At 56.7% G+C, this 24,041-nt stretch carries 17 protein-coding genes and 4 pseudogenes; 12 read left to right on the forward strand and 9 right to left on the reverse strand.

The genetic code is table 11. From position 1 onward, the window contains the following. Positions 1–35 precede the first annotated feature (35 nt). The 6 genes and pseudogenes from MMG91_RS02820 (at position 36) to MMG91_RS02845 (ending at position 4,070) form a co-directional block, all read left to right on the forward strand. Positions 36–953, forward strand: coding sequence for a LysR family transcriptional regulator (locus MMG91_RS02820; protein ID WP_305449276.1), 918 nt, complete (start codon positions 36–38; stop codon positions 951–953). Between the two features lie 158 nt (positions 954–1,111). After that, positions 1,112–1,871, forward strand: a pseudogene (locus MMG91_RS02825) (transposase); the annotation flags it as partial. 119 nt (positions 1,872–1,990) lie between these two features. After that, on the forward strand, positions 1,991–2,767 hold the full coding sequence (locus tag MMG91_RS02830; protein WP_310658664.1) for a nucleotidyltransferase domain-containing protein: 777 nt from the start codon (positions 1,991–1,993) through the stop codon (positions 2,765–2,767). Further along, positions 2,764–3,075: a GFA family protein gene (locus MMG91_RS02835; RefSeq protein WP_310658665.1), complete on the forward strand. Its 312-nt coding sequence runs from the start codon at positions 2,764–2,766 to the stop codon at positions 3,073–3,075. The genes MMG91_RS02830 and MMG91_RS02835 overlap by 4 nt, the downstream gene beginning before the upstream one ends. Positions 3,076–3,175: 100 nt before the next feature. Continuing rightward, complete coding sequence (locus tag MMG91_RS02840; RefSeq protein ID WP_095635167.1) at positions 3,176–3,577, forward strand: hypothetical protein; 402 nt, start codon at positions 3,176–3,178, stop codon at positions 3,575–3,577. Positions 3,578–3,788: 211 nt separating this feature from the next. Continuing rightward, positions 3,789–4,070 carry a DUF3303 domain-containing protein gene (locus tag MMG91_RS02845; protein WP_305506154.1) on the forward strand — a complete coding sequence of 94 codons (282 nt, stop codon included), beginning with the start codon at positions 3,789–3,791 and terminating at the stop codon, positions 4,068–4,070. A 44-nt stretch (positions 4,071–4,114) separates the two neighbouring features. Here MMG91_RS02845 and ligD read toward each other — a convergent pair whose 3' ends face one another. The 5 genes from ligD to MMG91_RS02870 all read right to left on the reverse strand — a co-directional run bounded on the left by ligD (position 4,115) and on the right by MMG91_RS02870 (position 14,705). Continuing rightward, positions 4,115–6,727 (reverse strand): DNA ligase D, encoded by a 2,613-nt coding sequence (gene ligD, locus MMG91_RS02850; protein ID WP_310658666.1) that lies wholly within the window; start codon positions 6,725–6,727, stop codon positions 4,115–4,117. A gap of 139 nt (positions 6,728–6,866) precedes the next feature. Further along, positions 6,867–8,243 (reverse strand): nodulation protein NfeD, encoded by a 1,377-nt coding sequence (locus MMG91_RS02855; RefSeq protein ID WP_310658667.1) that lies wholly within the window; start codon positions 8,241–8,243, stop codon positions 6,867–6,869. Positions 8,244–8,865: 622 nt separating this feature from the next. Beyond that, the gene (locus MMG91_RS02860; protein ID WP_310658668.1) at positions 8,866–9,300 is read right to left on the reverse strand and encodes a universal stress protein; all 435 of its coding nucleotides are present in this window, start codon (positions 9,298–9,300) and stop codon (positions 8,866–8,868) included. 127 nt (positions 9,301–9,427) lie between these two features. Beyond that, entirely contained in the window at positions 9,428–12,160 is a 2,733-nt protein-coding gene (locus tag MMG91_RS02865; RefSeq protein ID WP_310658669.1) for a cation-transporting P-type ATPase, read from the reverse strand. Positions 12,161–12,560: 400 nt separating this feature from the next. After that, positions 12,561–14,705 carry an LTA synthase family protein gene (locus MMG91_RS02870; protein WP_405046514.1) on the reverse strand — a complete coding sequence of 715 codons (2,145 nt, stop codon included), beginning with the start codon at positions 14,703–14,705 and terminating at the stop codon, positions 12,561–12,563. A 330-nt stretch (positions 14,706–15,035) separates the two neighbouring features. Here MMG91_RS02870 and nhaA point away from each other — a divergent pair, with 330 nt between their 5' ends. Beyond that, the gene (nhaA, locus tag MMG91_RS02875) at positions 15,036–16,223 is read left to right on the forward strand and encodes a Na+/H+ antiporter NhaA (protein ID WP_310658671.1); all 1,188 of its coding nucleotides are present in this window, start codon (positions 15,036–15,038) and stop codon (positions 16,221–16,223) included. Positions 16,224–16,293: 70 nt separating this feature from the next. Here nhaA and MMG91_RS02880 read toward each other — a convergent pair. Next, positions 16,294–16,374, reverse strand: a pseudogene (locus MMG91_RS02880) (universal stress protein); the annotation flags it as partial. 283 nt (positions 16,375–16,657) lie between these two features. On the opposite strand from MMG91_RS02880, the gene tnpB reads away from it, so the two are divergent. The 5 genes and pseudogenes from tnpB (at position 16,658) to MMG91_RS02905 (ending at position 21,585) form a co-directional block, all read left to right on the forward strand. Further along, the gene (gene tnpB, locus MMG91_RS02885; protein ID WP_310658672.1) at positions 16,658–16,993 is read left to right on the forward strand and encodes an IS66 family insertion sequence element accessory protein TnpB; all 336 of its coding nucleotides are present in this window, start codon (positions 16,658–16,660) and stop codon (positions 16,991–16,993) included. An 81-nt stretch (positions 16,994–17,074) separates the two neighbouring features. After that, positions 17,075–17,993, forward strand: a pseudogene (locus tag MMG91_RS02890) (transposase). Between the two features lie 143 nt (positions 17,994–18,136). After that, a complete protein-coding gene (locus MMG91_RS02895; RefSeq protein ID WP_052965149.1) occupies positions 18,137–19,090 on the forward strand; it encodes a TAXI family TRAP transporter solute-binding subunit in 954 nt (317 codons plus the stop codon). 81 nt (positions 19,091–19,171) lie between these two features. Next, entirely contained in the window at positions 19,172–21,199 is a 2,028-nt protein-coding gene (locus MMG91_RS02900; RefSeq protein ID WP_310658673.1) for a TRAP transporter permease, read from the forward strand. After that, the gene (locus MMG91_RS02905) at positions 21,196–21,585 is read left to right on the forward strand and encodes a DUF1850 domain-containing protein (protein WP_310658674.1); all 390 of its coding nucleotides are present in this window, start codon (positions 21,196–21,198) and stop codon (positions 21,583–21,585) included. Before MMG91_RS02900 ends, MMG91_RS02905 begins: the two co-directional genes overlap by 4 nt. Before the next feature lie 91 nt (positions 21,586–21,676). Here MMG91_RS02905 and MMG91_RS02910 read toward each other — a convergent pair. The 3 genes and pseudogenes from MMG91_RS02910 to MMG91_RS02920 all read right to left on the reverse strand — a co-directional run. Next, a pseudogene (locus tag MMG91_RS02910) lies at positions 21,677–21,796 on the reverse strand (hypothetical protein); the annotation flags it as partial. A gap of 82 nt (positions 21,797–21,878) precedes the next feature. Continuing rightward, a complete protein-coding gene (locus MMG91_RS02915) occupies positions 21,879–23,045 on the reverse strand; it encodes a carboxylate-amine ligase (RefSeq protein WP_310658675.1) in 1,167 nt (388 codons plus the stop codon). Next, positions 23,017–24,018 carry a class I SAM-dependent methyltransferase gene (locus MMG91_RS02920; RefSeq protein WP_310658676.1) on the reverse strand — a complete coding sequence of 334 codons (1,002 nt, stop codon included), beginning with the start codon at positions 24,016–24,018 and terminating at the stop codon, positions 23,017–23,019. Before MMG91_RS02920 ends, MMG91_RS02915 begins: the two co-directional genes overlap by 29 nt. Between the last annotated feature and the right edge of the window lie 23 nt (positions 24,019–24,041).

The following is a 24,041-nucleotide window of genomic DNA, read 5'->3' on the forward strand; positions in this document are numbered from 1 at the left end:
TTATGCGGAGCAGAACATCCGCAATGGAGGGCAGCATGGACAGCTTGAATGGCTTTGTGGTGTTTGTGCAGGTCGCTGAAAATCGCAGTTTCGTTGCGGCCGGCCGAATGCTGGGGGTGTCGGCGTCGGCCATCGGCAAGAGCGTGGCGCGGCTGGAAGAGAAGCTCGGTGTTCGCCTGTTTCACCGCAGCACGCGCAGCGTCACGCCGACTGCCGAAGGCATGCTGTTTCTGGAGCGCAGCCGTCGGATTCTGGCAGAAATCGAGGCGGCTCAACTGGAACTGTCGCAAGCCAGCGTCGCTCCACGTGGACGCTTGAGGGTCAGCCTGCCCTTGGTCAGTTCGCTGGTACATCCGGTGCTCGGCGACTTTATGCGTGAGTACCCGGCCATTGAATTGGACCTAGACTTCAGCGACCGCCTGGTCGATGTGATCGAGGAAGGTTTCGACGTCGTGGTCAGAACCGGCGCGCCTACGGATTCGCGTTTATCGGCCCGTAAGCTCGGTTCATTCCGTTCGTTGCTGGTCGCCTCGCCGGACTACCTGGCAGCGCGTGGTACGCCAAAAGTACCAACCGATCTGCTGCAGCACAGCTGCTTGCACTACCGTTTCCCCAATAGCGGCAAGCTGGAAACCTGGGCCTTGCGTCGTACTGCTGAGGAGCCCGAGTTATCCTTGCCCATTTCGATGATCTGCAACACCATCGAAACCCGTTTATGCTTTGCCTTGCGGGGACTGGGCATCGCCTATCTGCCGGAGTTCTCCGTGAGGCAGGCGCTCACCGAGGGGCAGCTGTGGACCGTTTTGCCAGAGCACACAGAGCGCAATGGCGAGTTTCATTTACTCTGGCCTTCCAGTAAACACCCTTCTCCTAAGGTGCGGGTATTCGTCGACTTCCTCTGCGCCCGGGTTTTTCCGGGGAGAAAGGGGACGGATTTATTTTCACTAATCTAAACGTCCGCTGAACGATTTAGCCAATCTGTTGCATCGACCGGTTGAATCCACAGTCGTTTGCAGCCCTTCACGACAGGCCGCAATCGGCCCAGAGTGTGTAAAAACGCTTTCTTGAACCCTTGCTATGATTTCTGGGGATTTCATCGCAAAGATCGCCCATGAAGCGCTTTATCCAAGGTGAACATCGAGGCCAAAGCACCTTACTTCCCGAAAGCCTCGACGACTACGTCAACAATACCAATCCGGTGCGCGTAGTCGACGTCTTTGTCGATGAACTCGACCTGGTCAATCTGGGTTTTGATGGTGCTATTCCTGCTGACACAGGCCGGCCGGCTTACCCCCCTGCAATCCTGCTGAAGATCTACATCTACGGCTACCTCAACCGCATTCAGTCGAGCCGGCGGCTGGTACGAGAAGCTCAACGCAACATTGAGCTGATGTGGTTGACCGGGCGTTTGATGCCGGACTTCAAGACCATCGCGAACTTCCGAAAAGACAACAGCAAGGCCATCCGAGGCGTCTGTCGCCAGTTCGTTGTGCTGTGTCAGCGGTTGGGATTGTTCGGAGAAAATCTGGTGGCCATCGACGGCAGCAAATTCAAGGCAGTCAACAACCGTGACCGCAATTTCACCAGCGCCAAACTAAAGCGGCGGATGGAAGAAATTGAATCGAGTATCAACCGTTACCTGGCGGCACTCGATGCTGCCGATCGACAGGAGCCCACAGCTACTGAGCCCAGCACCGTGCGGCTGGAAGAGAAAATCGCCAAGCTCAAAACTCAAATGAAGGAGCTTCAAGCGATCGAAATCCAGCTCAACGAATCCCCGGATAAACAGGTCTCACTGACCGATCCAGACGCTCGCTCCATAATGACGCGCGGCACCGGAATCGTCGGCTACAACGTGCAGACAGCGGACCAACGAAGGTCGATGATCCAAGACGATGAGGCCATGAGCGTTTTTACACACTCTGGGCCAGAAGCCGACACTATTGGCTCTGTTAAAATACCTCTCTGAACACAACTCACGGACGGCTTCATGGAACGATTCCATCCTGGTGGCATTGATGCAGACGGTTATATCCTCACCGTGCCCAACGTCGAAGTGCAGTCACAGTTTCAGGATTTGCTGACGGATGTTTGCATGACGCTCACTCGGTCGGAACCTCTGCTCGACGGGATTTATCTTTATGGCAGCGTCGCTAGAGGCGACGCCGTGCCGGGGGTTTCCGACCTGGATCTAACCCTTATCCTGCACAGCCCTCCTGCGTCGCAGGATCTGGAAATGCTGGAGTCGAAAAGGCGCACGCTGGAAAGTCGGCATACCGAAATCATCAAGATCGATTTCGATATCGGTAGTCGTTCTGAAGTATTGGCGGCTGACAATCGATTGAGCTGGGGGTATTGGCTCAAGCATCACTGTCGTTGCTTATGGGGCAATGATCTGACCAGGCGCTTCGACCGGTTCAAGCCGTCGCGTGATATCGCCATTGCCATAAATGGTGACTTCGAATCCGTACTGACCCGGTATGCCGATCTTATCGATCAGGCGGCGACACCGACGCAATCGCTACGCTTGCAACGCGAAGCCTCGCGCAAACTCATCCGGTCAACTCAAGTACTTCGCTCTGAACAGGAGCTGATGTGGCCGCAAACACTGGAAGAACATGTCGAGCTGTTTGTTCAGCATTACCCGTGTATGAGAATGCAGATGTTTTTTTTCTTGTCCCAGGCAAGGAACCCGTACGCCAAGCCAAAAGAGTTTACGGCTCAGTTGCGTAATTTTTTGATCTGGATGGCTTCAGAAACCGGTTGAATCCACAGTCGAAAGCAACCATTCCCCAAACCCCACCCTCCTATCTGTATGCCAGCGTTCCCAGGTCAGCGGTTTCGATCATGGCGAGCGCAGAGACGCTCAAGGGTTATCAATCGTCCGAAGGCGTTACGCAACAGTTCTGCTCCAACTGTGGCTCCTCGCTGCTCTGGTCTGATTCGAAAGGATCGTTTCCGGACTGGATTTCGGTCGCGATAGGTACGCTGGATACGCCATTCCTGGCCGAAAAGCAGAAACATGCCTGCGTATCCTCGAAAGCGTCTTTGTACGAAATACAAGAGCCGCGATAACACATAGCCGAGGCCAGCAAGCCCGGGATGTGGACATCGCGCTCAACGGCACAACAACCCCATGGGCAAACCCGACCATAGCGCTCTATGATTGAACCCCATGACGACCTCTCTTCCTATCCGCCAACCCTGCCCGCCCGGTGCCTGCATCTGTGAGCGTGAGCCGTTGCTGGAAACCCCGGGCGCGGATTTGCGCATCCTGAGCCTGACCCGGTCGGAGGAAAAGCGCCTGATCGAACGCCTGGAGAATCTCCAGAGCCTGAGCGATCTGGAGCGTCTGCAACGGCGGATGTACGAACAGTTGGGTCTGCGTGTGGAGATTGTCCCGGGCTTCAATGAAGTGCGCACCATGCGCGGCATCAACATCACCCTCGGCGAGCTGCCGGGTCTGTGTCGTAAAACCCGTCAGTCGATTCCGGCAGCGATTCGTCGAGGGCTGGAGAAGCGCCCGGAGATTGCCTACGAACTGCTCAATGCCAACGACTTGCTGCGTGATGCCTGATGGTTTGCGCTGTTATCCCGATATGTTCGTTTCAAATGCCTGAAAGAGGATCAGCGGTCGTACGCCAAGCGCGGGCCGCTGCTATGCCTTTTCATGGGAGCAAGCGTTTCAGGCCAGCCAGGATGGAGCTGAAAAAAAACGCGTGACCGTGGCCCCGGCGCCAGCCAGGTACGCGAACATAAAGGTGCCAATCCGTAGCAGGAGGTGGCAAATGTTATTCATCGTCAGTTGGTCCATTAGTCCGCAGCATCGTAACAACACGATTGAACGTTTTCTCAAGACCGGTGGCGCGCCACCCGAAGGCGTCAAGATGCTGGGGCGCTGGCATGCCGTCGGCGGCGCGAGCGGTTTTGGCGTTGCTGAGGCCAGTGATCCGGTGTCGATACAGAAGTGGGTGCTGGAATGGAGCGACCTCATGAGCATGGAAGTCCACGCGGCATTGACCGATGAACAGGTGGCTCCGCTGCTGGCTGCCGCAGTCGGCAAACAGTAGTCGTCGAGGCGGCGAGCGACCCTCGCCGCCTTCCTTCTGAATCACTACTTTTTCATCCCCACCCGCCGCCGCATTTCGGCGGTAATCGTCTGTCGGGTTTTCTTCAGGTCGGCCCAGGGTTCGTCACCGATCTCGGCCAGGCGTTCATGCACGTTGTGCACGTTCCATTGATTGCCGCCCTTGAGCTCGGCCACCTCCTCGCGGAAGATCGGCACCGACACCGGCAACCCCTCACGTGCGCGCGCGGCGTAGGCGCAAATAGTGGTGGCGCCCAGACCGTTGCGCAGGTAGTCGATGAAGATACGCCCGACGCGGTTTTTCGGTCCGGACACTGCAGAAAAGCGATCCGGCAGTAATTTGGCCATGTGACTGACAATCGCGTGGCTGAAGTCCTTGACCTCGTCCCAGCCGTGTTTGCGGGTCAGCGGTACGATCAGGTGAATCCCCTTGCCGCCGCTGGTTTTGAGAAACGCCTTGAGGCCCAGTTCATCCAGCACCGTGAGGGTTAGCTGAGTCGCTTCGATCATGCTTTTCCAGGGCAACGCCGGATCCGGGTCGAGATCGAGGACAAAGCGATCAGGTCTATCCAAATCGACTGACGTGGCATTCCAGGTGTGCAGTTCCACCGTACTCATCTGCACCGCGCCGATCAGTGCTTTGGCGTTGTTGATGATCATCACCGGTTGGCCCGTCAGCTCCTTGTCCAGGGTAACGATCCCTGGAATGGCCAGGCGTTCGGCGTTCTTTTGAAAGAACAGTTCGCCGGCGATGCCGTCCGGCGCGCGCACCAGCGCCACGGGCCGGTCCTTGAGTTGCGGCAAAATCCATTCGGCGACGCTGGCGTAGTACTCCGCCAGTTGCATCTTGGTGGTGCCGCTGCTGGCATCGATCACCCGGTCCGGGTGCGTGATGCGCACCTTGCCACCGGCCAGGCCGATCTGCGACGGCGCAGCAGTCGACGGGGCGGTTTTTGGGTCGGCGGTGTCAGGCTTCTCAGCGACGGATTTCTTCTTCGCTGCTTTCGAGACTGAAGTGTTCACGGTTTTCGGCAACTCCTCGGTGATGTCTTCGGCAGGCTTGTCATCACGCAAACCATGGAATACGGCGTGGCGCACCGAGCCTTCCTTGGTCATTTCGGCAAAGGCCACTTCCGCCAGCAGTGTGGGTTTGAGCCAATGCACACCTTTGGCTTCAAAACCGCTGGGCGGATTGACCACCGATGGTTTTTTCGTCTGCAAGGGCTTCAGTTGTTCGTAAATGCGCGTAAGGGTTGCCTCGTTGAACCCGGTGCCAACCTTGCCGGCGTAGCGCAACTCACCGCTGTCGCGGTCGTGCAACCCCAGCAGCAACGCGCCAAAAGCACTGCGCGCGCCTTTGGGGTCGGTGAAGCCGACCACGATGAATTCCTGCCGATGCTTGCACTTGAGTTTGATCCAGTCACTCGTGCGCCGAGACACGTAAGGTGACCCCAGGCGTTTGCCGATCAGCCCCTCCATCTGCATTTCACAGGCGCTGTTGAGCAAAGCCTCCGGGGATTCGCCGAAGGCGTCGGAGAATCGCAACAGCGGGTTTTCATTGGGCTTGAGCACGGTCGCCAGCGCCGCCCTGCGCTCCTCGACAGGCACTTCGCGCAGGTCCACTCCGTTGAGGTAGGGCAAATCGAACAGGTAGTAAACAATGTTGCCACTACGGCCGGAATCGAACGCGTTTTGCAGCGCCTGAAAATCCGGAACGCCCTGCTCGTTGGCCACCACCATTTCGCCGTCGAGCCACGCCGATTCCAGGCCCAACGCCGCCAGCGCTTGGGCCTGTTTCGGCAGTTTGTGGGTCCAGTCGTGACCGTTGCGGGTAAAGAGTTTGACCTCGTCGTGGTCAATGCGCGCCATGACCCGGTAGCCGTCGAACTTGATCTCATAGCTCCACTCGCCGCTCGGCGCGGATTCGACCAGCGTTGCCAGTTCAGGTTTGAGCAGCTCCGGCAGCTTGGCTTTGCGCGCACCCGTCAGTTGTGTCGACTTTTCCTTACGCACCTTGGCCGGGGCTTTTTTGATCGGTTTGGGCTTTTCAGCGGCGTGCTTTTTTTCCACGATGGTGCGGTCGCTGAGCACGCTGTCCGGCTCGGCGGTGACCACGTCGTATTCGCTGTCGGGTCTGGCGGCGCTGTCCTGATGTTTGATCAGAAACCATTGTTCCTGCTTGCCCGGCATGTGCGTGCGCACGAGGTTCCACAGGCCGCCAAGCTTTTCTCCTTTCAGCTCGAATTTCAGCCGGCCCTTGGTGTACGCCTTGGTCGGATCGTCCTGGGGAATCCACACCCCACGGTCCCAGACGATCACATCACCGGCGCCGTAATGCCCTTCGGGAATGGAGCCCTCGAACGTGGCGTAATCCAGCGGATGGTCTTCGACGTGAATGGCCAGGCGCTTGACCTTGGGGTCCAGCGATGGACCCTTGGGCACGGCCCAACTTTTCAGCACGCCATCGAGTTCCAGGCGAAAGTCATAATGCAGGTGTGAGGCGTCATGCTTTTGAATGCAATACTGTAGCGCGTGCGCTTGGCCCTTGCGTTTGCCTCTCGCAGGTTTGGCAATACCGGGGGGTTCGGGACTTTCTTCGAAGTCTCTCATGTCACGGTACTTTTCGAGTGGCTTTTCCATGTGAGCTCCACGGGAGTGAAGACAAAATTCGATCTGCTATTTGCTTGTGACCCTTGTCAGGTATGAGAAGGTTCCGCCGCCCTTGGCGGATGCAGCGCAGGGCTGGCAGCACGCCAAAGCCCGCTTCGAGGGACTTGAATTAACCTTCTCGCGGTGGCGTTTCATCCAGCGCAATGACATCCAGCATCACCCCGGTGCGCGCCACCACTCGGACCTGTTGGCCCAAGTGCAGGGGCAAGTTGCTCTGAACCTGCCATTTTTCGCCCTGCAGTTGCACCCAGCCGCTCATGGGCAGACCCGGCAGCAGCCCCGTCACCGTCGCCAGGCTGCCGACCAAGCCTGCATCGCCGCTGACCAGAGCACGGCGTCTGGCCTTGAGCGCCATGCCGACCAGAGTCATCAGCAACAGGGCGCTGATCAGTGCCATGCCGATGATCAGCGTCAACGGAATGCCGAAGCCCGGTACATCGGTGTCTATCAAAATCACTGCGCCGACTACAAAAGCAACCACCCCACCGAAGCCGATCACACCGAAACTCGGTAGAAACGCCTCGGCGATCATGAAGGCGATCCCTAGCAGAATCAGTCCGACCCCGGCGTAATTCACGGGCAACAGTTGCAGGGCATACAGCCCCAGCAACAGGCAGATGCCACCTAGCACCCCACCAACGCCCGACCCAGGGTTCATGAACTCGAATATCAAGCCATAGACCCCGAACATGATCAGCAGCAACGCCACGCTGGGGTTGGTGATCACCGCCAGCAGTTGTGTGCGCCAATCAGGCGGATGGTCGATGAGCGCAGCCCCGGCGGTGCTCAGCCTCAGCGTTTGACCGGCAACATTTAGGCTCTTGCCGTCCAGTTGCTTGAGCAGGTCTGCCACGTCATTGGCCACATAATCGACCACCTTGAGTTTGAGCGCTTCGTGGGCCGACAGGCTGAGCGATTCCCGTACAGCTTGTTCGGCCCAGTCGGCATTGCGTCCGCGTAGTTGCGCAAGGCCACGGATGTAAGCCGCCGCATCGTTGATCTGTTTTCGAGTCAAGGTGTCCTGCAGCTCCCGCGGAGAATTCTTGTCGGTGGTGGGTGGGTCCGGCGATTCGGGCGCGGTCCCGGGCAGGCCGCCGATCTGCACCGGCGTAGCTGCGCCCAGATTGGTGCCCGGGGTCATGGCGGCAATGTGGCTGGCATATAGGATATAGGTGCCGGCGCTGGCCGCACGTGCGCCACTGGGGGCGACGAAACTGGCCACTGGCAGAGGGCTGGCCAGAATCGCCTTGATGATCAAGCGCATCGAAGTGTCCAGCCCGCCGGGGGTGTCGAGGCGGATAACGACCAACTGCGCGCCTTCGGTGACCGCACGCGCCAAGCCGCGCTCCACATAGTCGGCACTGGCCGGACCAATCGCATCGTTGACGGTCAATACCACGACACTGCCTGCAGCCGTCGTCGAACCCGTCGGTAACCCGATCAGCACCATTAACAAGAGCAGGCGGCACCACCAGTGACTGTTCATGGGACCTCCCAGTTGCGGGGATGACAGCCTGCAACCCTCACTTAAAGCGTAGTTGAGTCAGTCATGGGCGATGCAGGAGCAACGGTTAGTCCGTTGCCTATGCAGATAGGGGCGATTCTGAACATTAGATCGATCAGAGCGATCATGCTGCTGACTCGTCGGCGTTAACTGATAAACGTCGCGGCTACAGTTCGCCTGGCTGGCTAGCGCAGACTGTGGCATCAGCCGCGGCTGGACGTTGCTTTCACAGATATTGAGGTATTACAGAGGATCGTTCGCTCATGGAACTCTATCGAAAATACAGAGCGCTGCTCTCCAGGCAAATGGGGGGCAAAGCCGCGAAGGTTGGCGTACCGACCACGAGGGCCGGCCACCCTTTCGGGTGCCCGATGCGACTTCGCCCATAACACAGAGGACCTGGAACCTTATTTCTAGGCTAGTTGATGGCTGGTCGCTGTAAAGACTTTGTCGATTCCGCATTCAATTCAAAAGTTGTCAACCAGATTTCCGATGAGCAAAAGGATTTATGGTCCTGCGGGTTAGGCCCGATCAATAGCTTTTCCCTAAGCCGGTTTTTGAAAGCCTGGCTAAGGCACCGAGTGATCAAGCAACTCACGAACCCTTATTTTACTAGCGTGATAGGAATGCTCGAGAGCTGAACCACTTTAGCCGCAACGGACCCCAGAAAGATTCCTGCCAGGAAACCGTTACCATGTGAACCTAAAATGATGCTGTCACATCCTAAAGATTGTGAGGCGACTACGATTTTGCTGGCCGCGTCACCCCGCAGCGTGTGGAATGTGAACGCAATGCCTTCTTGCTTCAGAAGAGCGATTGCCTTTTGTGAATCTTCAGCACTTTTTTCATCGTAGTAGCGATCCAGTTCATCCCCTGCCATGTCTTGTGCAACTCGTGTCGGTAACAGTGGCTGCACATTCACCAGATGTACCTCAACACTTCCCCCCAGCAATCCACCATCCTGGATCAGTCCGATGAGGTAACGCACCGCGCGCTCTGAATGCTCGGAACCGTCGACAGCAATAAGAATTTTATGCATTGCTAGATCCTTTTTTCAGAGGCCTGAAGAGGCTTGTCCTCCAGCTGTCCCCATGCAAACCAGCTTGGAGCTTGGGGGACATTTCAGATCCCGCTCCAATAGTATGGAACCAGTTTGCAACCGAGTACTACTCAGATAAACGGATTCGAATCTGTTTTTCGATCTCGATAATGGCAAAGAGCGCAACACCCACGCCGATGATCAGTAGGCCATCAACGAAGGGGATCGCTTCAGTTGCAAAAACCTTTTGCAACGGGGGTGCATATGTGATGGCGAACTGAGCGAAGGTAATCACCGCGACAGTCATCCACACGACTCTTGTTCCTCGAACGCCCTTCCAGGTAAGCGACGTGCCGTAGAGGTTGCGAATGAAGAATAGATGGAATATTTCCATCACAACCAACGTGTTGACCGCAATGGTTCGGGCCAACTCCACGGAGTAGCCACGGTCGAGCGCATACGAAAAAATACCGTACACGCCGCAGAGAAACAGAACAGAAACAAGCACCATATGCCAGACTAAAGCACCGCTTATAAGGGGCTCTTGCCGTGAACGGGGTGGCCTGCGCATGGTGTTTTCTTCGGTGGGTTCGAACGCCAGCGCGATGCCTAGCGTCACTGCGGTAATCAGATTGATCCACAGAATCTGGATCGGCGTCACCGGCAGCGTAATACCCAAAAGCAGCGCGACGATGATGGTCATGGTCTCGCCAGCATTGGTGGGTAGCGTCCAGCTCAGCACTTTCTTGATGTTGTCGTAGACCGTCCGCCCCTCGCGAACCGCAGCCACGATCGACGCGAAGTTGTCATCGGCCAGCACCAGGTCTGCGGCTTCCTTGGCGGCTTCACTGCCTTTTCCACCCATGGCGATACCGGCATCGGCTCGCTTTAGTGCTGGTGCATCATTGACGCCATCGCCGGTCATGGCGACTGTCATGCCGTTCGATTGCAGCAACATCACCAGCCTGAGTTTATGTTCCGGGCTGGTGCGAGCGAAGATATTGACGTCCTTTAACGCTTCCTTGAGGACGACATCATTCATGGTGTCCAGATCGATGCCGGTCAGTACCTTCTCGGGATTTTCCAAACCAATCTGACCGCCAATGGCGGAGGCGGTGCCGGCGTGATCCCCGGTGATCATTTTCACGACAATGCCCGCCGCCTGGCATTGCCTGACAGCCTGTATCGTCTCTGGTCGAGGCGGGTCAATCATTCCGACCATGCCTAGCAAGGTCAATGTTTTATGTACGTCACCAAACTCCAGCACGGTGTGTTCGGGCCGTACCGATCTCATTGCAAATGCCAATACCCTCTGCCCTTTGCTAGCGATGGTATTCGCCTGTTCGTGCCAATAGTCAGCATCGAGCAGGTCAGTCCCGCCATCGTTGACCCGCTGCTGCGTGCACATAGCCAGAATCTGCTCCGGCGCGCCTTTCACGTAAATGGAGGCATGCCGATCATGGTTGTGATGCAACGTCGCCATAAAGCGATGTTTCGCGTCAAATGGGATGGCATCGGTGCGGGTCCAGGTGCGACGCTCTTCATCGCTATCGATTCCGGTTTTTGCGGAAAACGCCAGCAAGGCACCCTCCATCGGGTCCCCCTCGACCTTCCATAAGTCTTCATGCAGGCTCAGCACGGCATCGTTGCAGAGACTGGCGGCCAGCCCTAATTCTGCCAACGTCGGGTGATTCGCTGTGTCGATCAACTGATCAGCGAGGTTCATGTTTCCCGCAGGCTGATAACCTGCACCGTCGACCGTGAAGTTGAGATCACTGGTCACTACCGACGCCACCATCATCTCGTTGCGGGTGAGCGTGCCAGTCTTGTCAGTGCAGATGACGGATACCGAACCTAGCGTTTCGATGGCAGGCAGGCGACGCACGATGGCGTTGCGGTGAGCCATTGCCCGTACTCCGACAGCCAGCGTAATAGTAAGGACGGCGGGTAGCCCTTCAGGTATCGCCGCTACCGACATCCCCACCACGACCATGAATATCTCGGTGAATGCGTAGTGCCCGACATAATGGCCGAACACGAGCAACAGACCACCGATTAACAGGATCAGGATCGTCAGCCAGCGGGCAAATACGTTCATTTGCTGCACCAGCGGTGTGGTCAGCGTTTCTACTCCAGACAGCAGGCTGCTGATGCGTCCAATTTCGGCTGCTGCAGCGGTCGCAACTACAATCCCTTTTGCTTGTCCGCAACTCACGAGCGTACCGCTGAACGCCATACAGGTACGATCACCCAGTGCTGCAGCAAGGGGCACCGGTTCGGTGTGTTTTTCTACTGGTACGGATTCACCGGTAAGAATGGCTTCTTGAATCTGTAGTCTGTTCGCGTGCAGCAGGCGCAGATCAGCTGGGACTTTGTCTCCCGCCTCCAGCAATACGATATCGCCAGGCACCAACTCCTCGCCCACAATACTCAGGCGTTCGCCTGCACGAAGCACTGCTGCATGCGGTGCCAACATCTGCCGGATAGCGTCCATGGCTTTTTCCGCTTTGCCTTCCTGGACGTAGCCAATGATTGCGTTTGCAATGACCACCGCCAGAATCACCACCGTATCCCACAGATGTTGCAGCATCGCGGTAATCGCAGCGGATCCTAGAAGCACGTAAATCAGAATGTTGTGAAATTGCAGCAAGAATCGCAGCCATGCGGGTCGCCGTGCTGCTTCTGGCAAGCGATTGAAACCAGTGCGGTCAAGCCGGGCTTGAACTTCGGCGGCGTCCAGCCCGACATGCTCATTGACCTCAAGCAGGTTCGTCACCTGCTCTGCAGGCAGGGAGTGCCAGGCCACGGAATGCGGGGGGATTGGTGTTTGCTCAGCTGCTGCGTCGACCACCTGATTCATCAATGATTATCTCCTGTGCGCACAGCTCAACTGAAACGGGCTGAGGTGGTCATGAGCGGGCGTGGCTATATCAGAATGCTGAAAGCTCGTTCGTCGTTCTTACATTCTCTCTGCCATCTAGCTGATACGAACTAAAAGACCTATGCAACCAAGCGCTTGATGATTATTGACTTAAATCAAATTGTTGGCAGTCGGTAGTGTGACAAGATATTTACCAAGCAATCTATTCTTCGATCTAAGTCTCTTGTGATTTATGGTGTCAGCGCCCTGATATTGTTTTTAGTAAGTTTTGATCTGTTAAAAGTTTGGAATGCAGTTACTGTAATACTTTGATAAATCATCGCGTTACAGTCCGCATATTGGTTGCACTCAAAGTAGGAGTGCAACCATACGGCGGCACCTAGCTTGATTGAGCACTGCTGTCGCCCGGGTTCTCATCCAGTACCTCTAGTGCTTCTGGCAACTCGGTAATCACGCTGAAGTCGCTCACTTCAACGGCCCCCAATCCATAGCCCAACAAGTGGAACGAAAACGCCTTACGCGACTGCGGATTGTCAAAGCTGAAGTCCATCTCCAGTGGCTGGTCTGCAGTGACGACCATTTCGGCTGGCAGGCCCAGCTGGACATCCTGCTCCAGCTCCTTGGCCTTGAGCAATATGTAGGCGTTCTGTTGTGGATCTACCGAGCGCACGGTCAGGCGAACGCGAGTGTGCGAGCCCTTAGGCATTTCCAGATACTGAGCACCGATCAGGTTATCGGCCCAGTCATCCTTGATCTGCGCTTGAAGCGGGATGATGGTGGGGCTGCCGAACTGGTAGTGCTGGTTCAACGGTGTCCGGAGCAACGAATGATCCAGCGCCGTCGCTCTTGCTGTGATTTGTCGGGCGCGTTTACCGCCGTACTGACCAGTCAAGGCCGCACGCTCGGCAATAAAGCCTTTGCTGGCGTAAAACCGACAGCGCTGTTGAAAGTCGCATTCGGTCAACGTTCCCTGGCCATCGTGATAGCGAAGCTTGTCGTTGGTGAAAGACATGATCTCGCGGCCCGTTTCATAGTCACGAAATAGGGAGCGACCGCTCAAGGCGGAGGGGACTGGCAAGGCGAAATAGTCGAGTATAGAGGTACTCAGATCGACATGACCGTAGACCCCAGACTTCACCTTGGGCAACTGACCCTGCTCGGGCGCTAGCATCAGGTTGAAGCCCCAGGAGGATGCCAGGCGCACACCCTCAATGCCGTGGGATTCGTCCGAGGTAATCACCACCAAGGTATCTTTCAAGATGCCCTGACGCTCCAGGCCGTTGAGGAATTGCCCAAGGGCATCATCCAGATACCCGACTGCGGCCTGCTTGGGGGTGTCATAGCGCTGCAGGTAGTCTTCAGGGGCTGAATAGGGTTGGTGGGTGCCAACGGTGAGCAGCGTCAGCATCCACGGTTTTTTCTGCTTTTTCAGCTGGCCGACGTAGTCCAGTGCCCCTTCGAAGAACGCCTTGTCATCTTTGCCCCAGGGAAACTCCAGATAGTTGCTGTTAGTGAACCATTCCAAGCCATGGGTAGTATCGAAGCCGATGTGCGGCATGATCTTGTCTTTGGCCATGAAGCGCAGGCCCGCACCCTGGAGGTAGTGCGTGGCAAACCCGTTTTTTCGCAACTGGGCCGGCAGGCACGCTTGGTTGCGTTCGTTCTGGGTCAACATTTCGACCCCCTTGGGCGTGCCGTTGTCCAGCTTGTCGTAATCACCGCAGAGCATTGCGTACAGGCCACGAATGGTTTGGTGGCTGTGCAGCACATAGTCCGGTGTATTCATGCCGCGTTCTGCCCAGCGACTGAGATTGGGCATAAGATTTTCTTGATAGCTGCTGTGCAGGGCCTGGCGGTTAATGCCGACGTAAGCACCAGGCACACCTTCCAGCGCGATGATCAACACGTTGCGCGCACGCCCCGCTGCCGCAAGTAGTTGCTGTCCGTCCAGATCGAGTTGAGTGAGCCCCGCCATTTGTGGGGGGACTTCGACTACATCGCCCTCCAACCATTCTTCTGCACGCATTTGCACATCGCCAATGCTCGCGGCCAGCAACTGATGCGGGAGGTTGAACAAGCGCCACTGGTCTTCTTCGGAGGGATATAGGTGCTGAGCGCCCCAATGGGCGATTAATAGCAGCAGCGGTGTTGCCCACACGCTTCGTGGTAAGCCCGGAGCAGGAGTGGAGTTCCCCACCCAATGCGTTATCAGCCAAATCACCAGTCCAAGGCACAGGGTGGCGGCTAGCCACGGCTGGGCGAAACCACCACCGGTAGAGTTTTCCAAAAACTGAGGGTCGATCAGGTAGTACAGGTCTGAAACGTTTGGAAGCCTACCCACGGCGCTGACCAGTTCGGCAGTCGCCAGCGTCATAAGTCCCCAAGCCAGCAACACTGGAAGTGCTAACCACCAAGGACGGCGATGCAGGAGTACGATGAGCAGGCTCGCAATGCCCAAATCTGAAAGGTAACCGAGTGGATGCGACCAGCCCAGTGCCGCGCGCAGACACAAAGGCACGATCATTACCAATCCGATCAGGGCGATAAGGCGTGTGTGGGGTTGGCGTAACCAGTGCCGGATGATGTTCACAAAAAGACCTTCCAGTCATTGTATCTTCATATAAGTGTGCTGGATGGTATCAACTGATGGGGAGACTGACCCGGATATTCAAAGGAGACCTGCGGTATTTTTACGCATGCAGATAGCTGTTGGTCTTAGGCCTCATTCCTGAGCGCTGGAGAAGCATGTATTACCTGGTAGCAGCGTTGATCACTGTTCAGGCTGTTTAACTCAGCCTTGTTTGTATAGACCAGATGTTAATATATTACTTTTTAAGTGATCCCAAGGACGTTGATGACCAAGCATCAAACTACAGCCGTAACCCCTAGGGCAGCTGCAATTCTGGCCCGTTTCCTCTCCTCGGAAGCCGCTGGAGGCCTTGTGTTGGTGGCGGCTGCTCTAGCGGCTCTGATTGTTGCTAACTCGCCTCTATCCGAGAATTACTTCGCGCTCCTGCACACTGTCTGGTCTGGCCTGTCCGTCGAGCACTGGATTAATGACGGCCTGATGGCAATCTTTTTTCTGATGGTTGGCCTCGAGATTAAAAGAGAAGCGCTGGCCGGTGGACTTTCCACCTGGAGCCAGCGCGCCTTGCCGGGTTTTGCTGCTGTGGGCGGCATGGTTGTTCCCGCCCTCATTTACATCGCGATCAACTGGGGTAATCCTAAGACCATGGGCGGATGGGCCATCCCTGCGGCTACCGATATCGCCTTTGCCTTGGGTGTCTTGTCGCTGTTGGGCAAGCGAGTCCCTATTTCGCTGAAGGTGTTCCTCGCGGCCTTGGCGATTATTGACGACCTCGGTGCTGTGGTGATCATTGCCTTTTTCTATACATCGGGCCTTTCCATGCCGATGTTGCTGGCCTCGCTAACGACCCTGGTCATTCTGATAGCAATGAATCGATTGGGCGTAAGACGACTGTTTCTGTATCTCTTGGTCGGGGGCGTGTTGTGGTTCTTCGTTCTGCAATCGGGGGTACATGCCACGCTAGCGGGTGTCGCACTGGCACTGTGCATTCCCATGGGGACGCCGGAAGAAGAAGCTCGTTCCCCGTTGCTGTTCCTCGAAGAGAAGCTGCACTCATGGGTAGCGTTTGCCGTAGTACCTATTTTTGGCTTCGCCAATGCGGGTGTTTCATTGGCCGGTATTTCCATGGAGAACCTGGTCGACCCGGTTCCGCTGGGTGTAGCGCTGGGCTTGTTGGTGGGCAAGCAGGTCGGTGTTTTTCTATTGGCTGCACTGGCTATTCGTATGGGCTTGGCCAAGATGCCAGAGGGTAGTAACTGGTTGCAGCTGTACGGCGTGGCGCTCTTGTGCGGAATCGGATTCACCATGAGCCTGTTTATTGGCAATCTGGCGTTCCCTGGATCACCTCATTTGATCAATGAAGTTAAAGTTGGGGTGTTGATCGGTTCGATTCTGGCTGCGATTGGTGGCGTTATAGTCCTCGCCGCAGCAGCGTCCAAGCGGGTGCTGCCGTAGCCAAATAGCCTCGCTTGAGATGACCACCGTATTTCTCGAAGCAAAGAAATACTGTGGTTAGAGAACGGTCTTAGCGAAGCAACAACACAGGCATGGTAGCTGTTCGAAGCATCGTCGTAGTCGTACTGCCGACCAGAAACTGACGAATGCGTCATTCAAGAGTGAGCCCTGCCCGGGGCCTCGATTGCCAGCGTTGCGCTGAGCCACAGCCTCAACGCGAACCTCGTCCATAAATGGATTCGAGTGCAAACGCAGAAAGCCATGACGCTGCAACCTGCTTTCACTCCTCTGCCCTTGCAGGCTATCGGGACAAAGTCGGATTACGCGTCATCAACTATCTGTCTGGAAATCCCACACCCGCGCGGCACCGTCAAAGTGAACTGGCCGACCGAAAGCGCTGTCGCCTGCGCCACCTTTCTGCGAGATCTGCTGCGATGATCCGCATCGACACCATCTGGCTCGCCACCGAGCCCATGGACATGCGCGCCGGCACCGACACCGCGATGGCGCGGGTGGTGGCGGTGTTCGGTGCGGCGCAGCCGCACAGTGCTTATCTGTTTGCCAATCGCCGCGCCAATCGGATGAAAGTGCTGGTGCACGACGGGCTGGGCATCTGGCTGGCGGCCCGCCGCCTGCACCAGGGCAAGTTCTTCTGGCCGGGTTCTCGGCACGGCGCTCAGATGGAATTGGGTGCCGAACAACTACATGCCCTGGTACTGGGCTTGCCATGGCAAAGAGTCGGGCCTGGCAACGCGATTTCCATCGTATAACATCTGCCATGACCACCCTGGCCGTGTAATTGTCCGATGAGCCTATCGTCGGTTTTAGCCTGCTCTGGCAAAATCGGCGGTATGACTTCGTTACCCAATCTCGACCAACTAAACCCTGAACAGCTGCGCGCTCTGGTGGCGCAGTTGAGGCAGCGTGTCGAGAGTCTCGATCAGAAAGTCGAGACAATGGGCAAGAAAATCCACCGCGACCAAACGGTTATCGAAAAGCTGACCCACGAGATTGCGCAGCAAGCGCTTCAAGTTTGCCAAGCGCAGCGAGCAACTGAGCCCGGATCAAGCCAACCTGCTTGATGACCTGATCGACACCGACATTGCGGCCATCGAAGCTGAACTTGAAGCGCTGAAACTTGCTCCCGCTTCGACTGAGGTTCGGCAAAAACCTAAATGCACCGCCTTGCCGCCGCAGTTTCCGCGCACTCTGATCCACCACGAACCCGATAACAGCCACTGCCAGTGCGGCTGCGCTCTCAAGCGTATCGGCGAGGATGTCAGCGAGAAACTCGACTACACGCCCGGCGTGTTCACCGTTGAACGGCACATCCGCGGCAAATGGGTCTGCGATCAGTGCGAACCCCTGATCCAGGCACCGGTACCGGCGCAAGTCATCGACAAGGGCATCCCGACCGCAGGGCTGTTGGCCCATGTCATGATCGCCAAGTTCGCGGATCATTTACCGCTCTACCGCCAGGAATCGATTTTCGGTCGAGCCGGTTTGGCCATCGCCCGCTCGACTCTGGCCCAATGGAATAATTGGTGCGAGAACAAGATCAGACCCTGGGCGTTGGGTCGCAAGAACTGGCTCTTTGCAGGTTCACTGCGCAGCGGCAAACGGGCAGCGGCGATCATGAGTTTGATCCAGTCGGCGCGACTCAACGGGCATGATCCGTACGCTTATTTGAAGGACGTCCTCACGCGCCTGCCGACGCAGCGGGCAAGTGAGATTGCGCAACTGCTGCCGCATAGGTGGCGACCGGTTTAGTTGCGCAAGACGGGATGCCCAGACGCATACGCCGATTGAGATGCCCAAAATTATTAGGCCAACTCAGCTTCCCACTCAAGGCGTTGATTTCGACTACAGTAGAAAGACTCTGCATAAAGCCATAACAAGACGGAGAATTTTCCATGCGAGTAAACAAACGTTTTAGCGTCTTTGCCGCCACCGCTGCGTTGACAGTCTCGTGCGCAGCTAACGCCGCACCTGTATTCATAAACATCCTTACAGGTGGTACGAGCGGGGTTTATTATCCTATTGGGGTTGGGCTGTCACAGATCTACAGCGATGGGATCCCCGGGGCGAAGACTTCTGTACAAGCGACCAAAGCCTCGGTGGAAAATCTCAACCTTCTACAAGTCGGTCGTGGGGAGCTCGCTCTAGCGCTTGGGGACTCTGTGGCTGATGCAAAAAACGGCGTGGAAGATGCCGGATTCAAGGCCCCGCTGACAAAGTTGCGAGCAATCGCAGGAGCCTATCCGAACTACATTCAAATTGTTGCGAATAAAGAGTCCGGCATCAAAACCCTGGCGGATCTGAAAGGGAAAACCATCTCCGTCGGCGCCCCGAAATCCGGTACCGAACTGAACGCGCGTGCGATCTTCAAAGCTGCGGGATTGACATACGAAGACATGAGCAAAGTCCAATACCTACCCTTTGCGGAGTCTGTCGAGCTGATCAAAAACCGTCAATTGGATGCCACGCTCCAATCCTCTGGGTTAGGAATGGCGGCCATCCGCGACCTTTCCTCAACCATGCCATTGAACTACGTCTCCATCCCTCCTGATGTGGTTTCGAAAATCGGCAATGCCGCGTATCAGCCTGCACAAATTCCAGCCAACACCTATGACGGACAGCCCGAATCAGTGCCTACGGTGGCGATCACTAATATTTTGGTGACACGCGAGGACGTTTCGGATGACGTTGCCTACCAGATGACCAAGCTGATGTTCGAAAACCTCACTCGCTTAGGTAATTCTCACTCAGCGGCCAAGGATATCAAGTTGCAAAACGCTGCCAAGAATCTGCCCATTCCACTTCACCCCGGCGCCGAGCGCTACTACAAGGAAGCTGGAGCGCTGTAATAAAAAAATGCGCCACGGGGATGGTCGCTAGAGCGATAGAGCGGTTCGTACCCTTCTATGTAGTTTTGAGGCAGGTACCCAATGAGCGAAGATCATCATGGCATAGCCGCCACCCCACGCGACTGGCCTAAGACGCTGTTCTACGTGGCGTTGTTGTTTTCAGTTTTCCAGATTATCACCGCTGCGTTTGCGCCTGTTTCCAGCCAGGTGCTGCGCGCGGTGCACGTTGGTTTCCTGCTGTGGGTGGTGTTTCTGAGTTACCCGGCGTATGGCAGAGCACGTCCTTGGCAGCCGTTGGCCTGGATATTGAGCCTCGCTGGGATTACCACTGCCTTGTATCAATGGTTCTTCGAGGCTGATTTGATCCAGCGTTCAGGTGACCTGACATCTGCAGACATGGTGGTTGGGCTGGTATTGATCGCATTGGTGTTTGAGGCGGCTCGTCGGGTGATGGGTATCGCATTGCCTGTCATCTGTGGACTGTTTTTGGCATACGGTCTATTGGGTGAGTACCTCCCAGGCGACTTGGCACATCGAGGCTACGGTTTCGATCAAATCGTCAACCAGTTGTCATTCGGCACCGAAGGTCTCTACGGGACACCAACCTACGTTTCCGCTACCTATATTTTCCTGTTCATTTTGTTCGGTTCCTTTCTCGAACAGGCGGGCATGATCAAATTGTTCACAGATTTCGCAATGGGACTGTTTGGCCACAAACTCGGGGGGCCGGCAAAAGTATCGGTCGCGTCATCGGCTTTGATGGGGACGATTACAGGCTCAGGCATTGCCAACGTTGTTACGACAGGACAGTTCACGATTCCATTGATGAAGCGCTTCGGCTACAAGGCAGCATTTGCTGGCGGCGTAGAGGCGACTTCGAGCATGGGCAGCCAACTGATGCCGCCTGTGATGGGGGCTGTCGCCTTCATTATGGCGGAAACAATTAATGTCCCGTTTGTAGAGATCGCCAAAGCTGCTTTAGTACCAGCCATGCTGTATTTCGGTTCGGTGTTCTGGATGGTTCACCTTGAGGCAAAACGCTCTGACCTTAAGGGGTTGCCCAAAGACCAATGTCCCAGCGCATGGGGTGCGGTAAAGGAAAGCTGGTATTTGCTGATTCCGCTTTTTGTCCTGGTCTACCTGCTGTTTTCCGGACGTACCCCTCTATTCTCAGGAATGGTGGGCCTGGCGCTGACAGCCATCGTTATTCTCGGTTCGGCAATCATTCTTCGGGTGTCCAGTTTCGCGATGCGGTGCGCGTTCTGGATCGCGCTTGGTGTGCTCTGCGTCGGTTTTTTCCAGCTGGGTATCGGCGTGATCTTTGCGGTGATCGCCACGTTAGTGGTCATCTGCTGGTTCAGCCAGGGAGGACGAGAAACCCTGAGTATTTGCCTGCATGCTTTGGTCGAAGGTGCTCGTCATGCTGTGCCGGTCGGGATTGCTTGCGCGCTGGTGGGAATCATCATCGGTGTAGTGTCATTGACGGGCATAGCCTCGACCTTCGCCGGTTACATACTGGCTATTGGGAGGGATAACTTGTTGTTGTCACTCATACTGACGATGGTTACGTGCCTGGTGTTGGGTATGGGTATCCCGACGATTCCCAACTACATCATCACCAGTTCAATTGCAGCACCCGCTTTGCTTGAGTTGGGTGTGCCGCTGATCGTGTCGCACATGTTCGTTTTCTATTTCGGAATTCTTGCAGACCTTACCCCACCGGTTGCCTTGGCATGCTTTGCCGCAGCGCCCATCGCCAAGGAAACAGGATTCAAGATCAGTCTGTGGGCGGTTCGTATTGCACTGGCTGGCTTTGTCATTCCGTTCATGGCGGTCTACAACCCTGCGCTCATGATGCAAGGCGACAATTTGTGGATGACTGCCTATATGTTGGTCAAGACGATGTTGGCCGTTGGCCTTTGGGGAATGGCGTCCACAGGTTATCTGCAACAGAAAATGCCGGTTTGGGAGCGTTTATTGTGCTTTGCGGCAGGTGCTTTGTTGGTCGTTGCGCTGCCGTTGACCGACGAAATCGGTTTTGTGCTGGGTGTGTTGCTGATACTTCAGCATGTCTGGCGGTCTCGCCGTGGCGGACTGGCCAGAGCATGATCGGCTTGTGCCTGGGTCTGGCGGGAGTTGCCTGGGCCCAACTCCCAATCTCAAGCTTTACACTGGCTTGGAATCACACAATCGAAAAAGTTCGTTGGGAAGAAGATTACCGTGTCTCGGAGCAAGGGCTCGTTCTTATGGAGGCAAGGGTCAAAGGAAATGGCGCAGGCATGGAAATTCCCGCAGAGGCTAGATTGGAAAAAGGTAGCTGGCACTATCAGCGCCACCTGCCGCCCATGCAACCGTTGAGTCTGGGACGTACCCCGGAAGCAGGTGACTACCAGTTATGCTTCGATCAGCATTGTCACGAGATGAGCGAGTGGCTAGGGCCACCCGCCAGCAATCCCTCGTCAGTGGATCTATGGGTTTGCTGGACAGGCTCGTGAAAACAATAAGAGTGACCAGAAGACAGAAAGTTGTCTAAGTGAAAGCCCTATTCTAGTGATGACCAATATCCAGCACCCTGACAGGGAGGCATCAGCTCATGCCCAGCCAGTTTGGTAAAGCCAGGGAGATCCAAGGCACGTAGGTAATCAGGAACAGGAACAGTATCATCAGCCAAGGCATGGCGGCTCTGATCATTGCCGGCAGGAACATCACCGGTGTCAGGCCCGCCTCTAACACGGTTCCGAGGTCGCCGAGAAATCGCGCATCCGGTTGTAATCGTCCAGGTTCTTGTTCATGGCTCACCTACCGCTCGTTGCGGGAGCGGGCTGGCGCAAGGTTGCTCGCCGGTTTCCATCAGCAGTTGATCGACAGCTCGCGCCAACGCCTCGGGCATCAAGCGTCCGTCGCGCAATGCCTGTTCCACCGCGTACCGTTGCCGATCCGCGCTGGTGCCTTCGATCAGCATGCGCCGGGCCTGTTTGAAGACGTCTTGCACGCCCAGTTGCTGCGCGGTTTCGGCAAACGTCACTTGCGCGAGGGCCAGCCATTGCTCGACCGAGATCGTCGGTTCGTGGTCCTTGCCGATGAAGGTGCCGTGAATGCCGTAGCGCTTGGCGCGCCAACGGTTTTCCTTGAGGACCCAGTAAGCCGCGCGAGTGAACTTCGCCCCGGGCAGCGGCTGCGCGATGGCGTCAGCGACCATCAGGCGAAACAGCGAAGCGATGCACAGCGCGTCATCCAGCCGTGGGCAGGCATCAGTGATGCGCAGCTCCAGCGTGGGAAACCGCGAGGCCGGGCGCACGCTCCACCAACAGTCGCTGGGTTGCCGGATCGAGCCGGTCCGGGTCATCAGCGCGACGTAGTCATCGAACGCATCCTGATCCTCGAAAAACTCCGGAATGCCCATGCGCGGCCACTCGTCGCAGGCGACTTGGCGATAGCTCATGAAACCGCTGTCCTCACCCTCCCAAAACGGTGAAGAGGTACTGAGCGCCAACAACAGTGGTACCCACGGCAAGACTTCGTTCATGACCCGGATACGGTCCAGATGACCGGGCACTTCGACGTGCACGTGCAGCCCGGACAACACACTGCGCCGGGCCACTCGTTGGTAATCATCGAACAGCTGATGGAAATGCGCCTGGTCGGTCGGTTGCTGAATCCGCCAATCCGCCAAGGGGTGACTGCCGGCGCAGAGCAGGCCCAGGCCGAACGGCTCCAGAGCACGTCTCAGGGCACTGCGGGTGGTGGCCAGGTAATCGGCGGCGTCCGGCAAGCTGCTGAAAACCGGTGAGGCGACTTCAATCTGCCCCTGGAACATTTCATAGGCGAACGACTGGCCCAACGCCGCCCTGCACGCCTCGATCGCCTGGGCATCGGGTTGCCCGGGCATACGCCGAGTGACGAGGTCAGTGAGGAAGTATTCTTCTTCAATCCCGAAGTTCAGGCGCCTGCTCATCAACGTTTCCCCCAATGCCTGGGCCGAGACGCGTCACGGTCAGCGCGACGACGGCAATCCGTTCCACCCGTTGATAACCTGGGGTCAACAACTCTTCACCGAACACATCGGGATCGAGTTCGCGATACGTCCAGCCGAACCCCGGTGCCTCCAGACGCGGAGCGAGGGCCTCCAGAAATGGGTCGCGGCCATCGACCATTGCCGCGCCGGTGTACAGCAGCAACGAGCCGCCCGGCGCCAACCGACCGAGTGCCTGCTCGACAATCCGCAGTGACAACTCCGCGCCCAACGCGCCACCGCCATGCCGGTAAGCACGCTCGGCCGGGTCGGCCATGTAGGGTGGGTTGGCAACGATCAGGTCAAAGTATCCGTCGACATCCTGCAACAGATCGCTGGCCTCGACGCTGACGTTGGCCACTTCGGCGAGCGCGGCGTTGATGGCCGTCATGCGCAGCGCCTCCGGGTTGATGTCCAGCGCCAACACTTCGGCTTCGCGACGGGCGCGGGCAATCAGAATGGCACCGACACCGGCGCCGCAGCCGATGTCCACGGCGCGCCTGATCAGGGCGAAATTCTGCTGCAGATGGGCATGAATCAGTTGCGCGAAACGATAAGTGTCTGGACCGAAAAACACCGAATCGGCGGCCTCCGTCGGAAAGGCCGAATGCACGAACAGCAAGTCGTCGAGGCTGGACCAGCGCACCCGACTTTTCAGCCGCCCGCTGCACTCCTCCAGCACCTGCGCCTGTTGCAACTGGCGTTGTTCATCCGCTGACAATAGCCCGGGTTCAAACGGCCGCGACCAGCCAAAAACATCGCGCAGGTTCTCGGCCCGCCGGCCTTCGGCGCGGGTGTTGACCCGCTGATGGGTCAAAGGCGTTGGGGTGATGAATCGATAACCGTCAGCCTGCAAGCGCCGTCCCAGTTGCACCAGCGCCAGGTCGGCGGCAGACAGTTGTTCTTCCTGACTCATAAACCGCTCCCGTTGATAAATGG

Source organism: Pseudomonas sp. JL3 (genome assembly GCF_031570575.1).
GTDB lineage: Bacteria > Pseudomonadota > Gammaproteobacteria > Pseudomonadales > Pseudomonadaceae > Aquipseudomonas > Aquipseudomonas cucumis.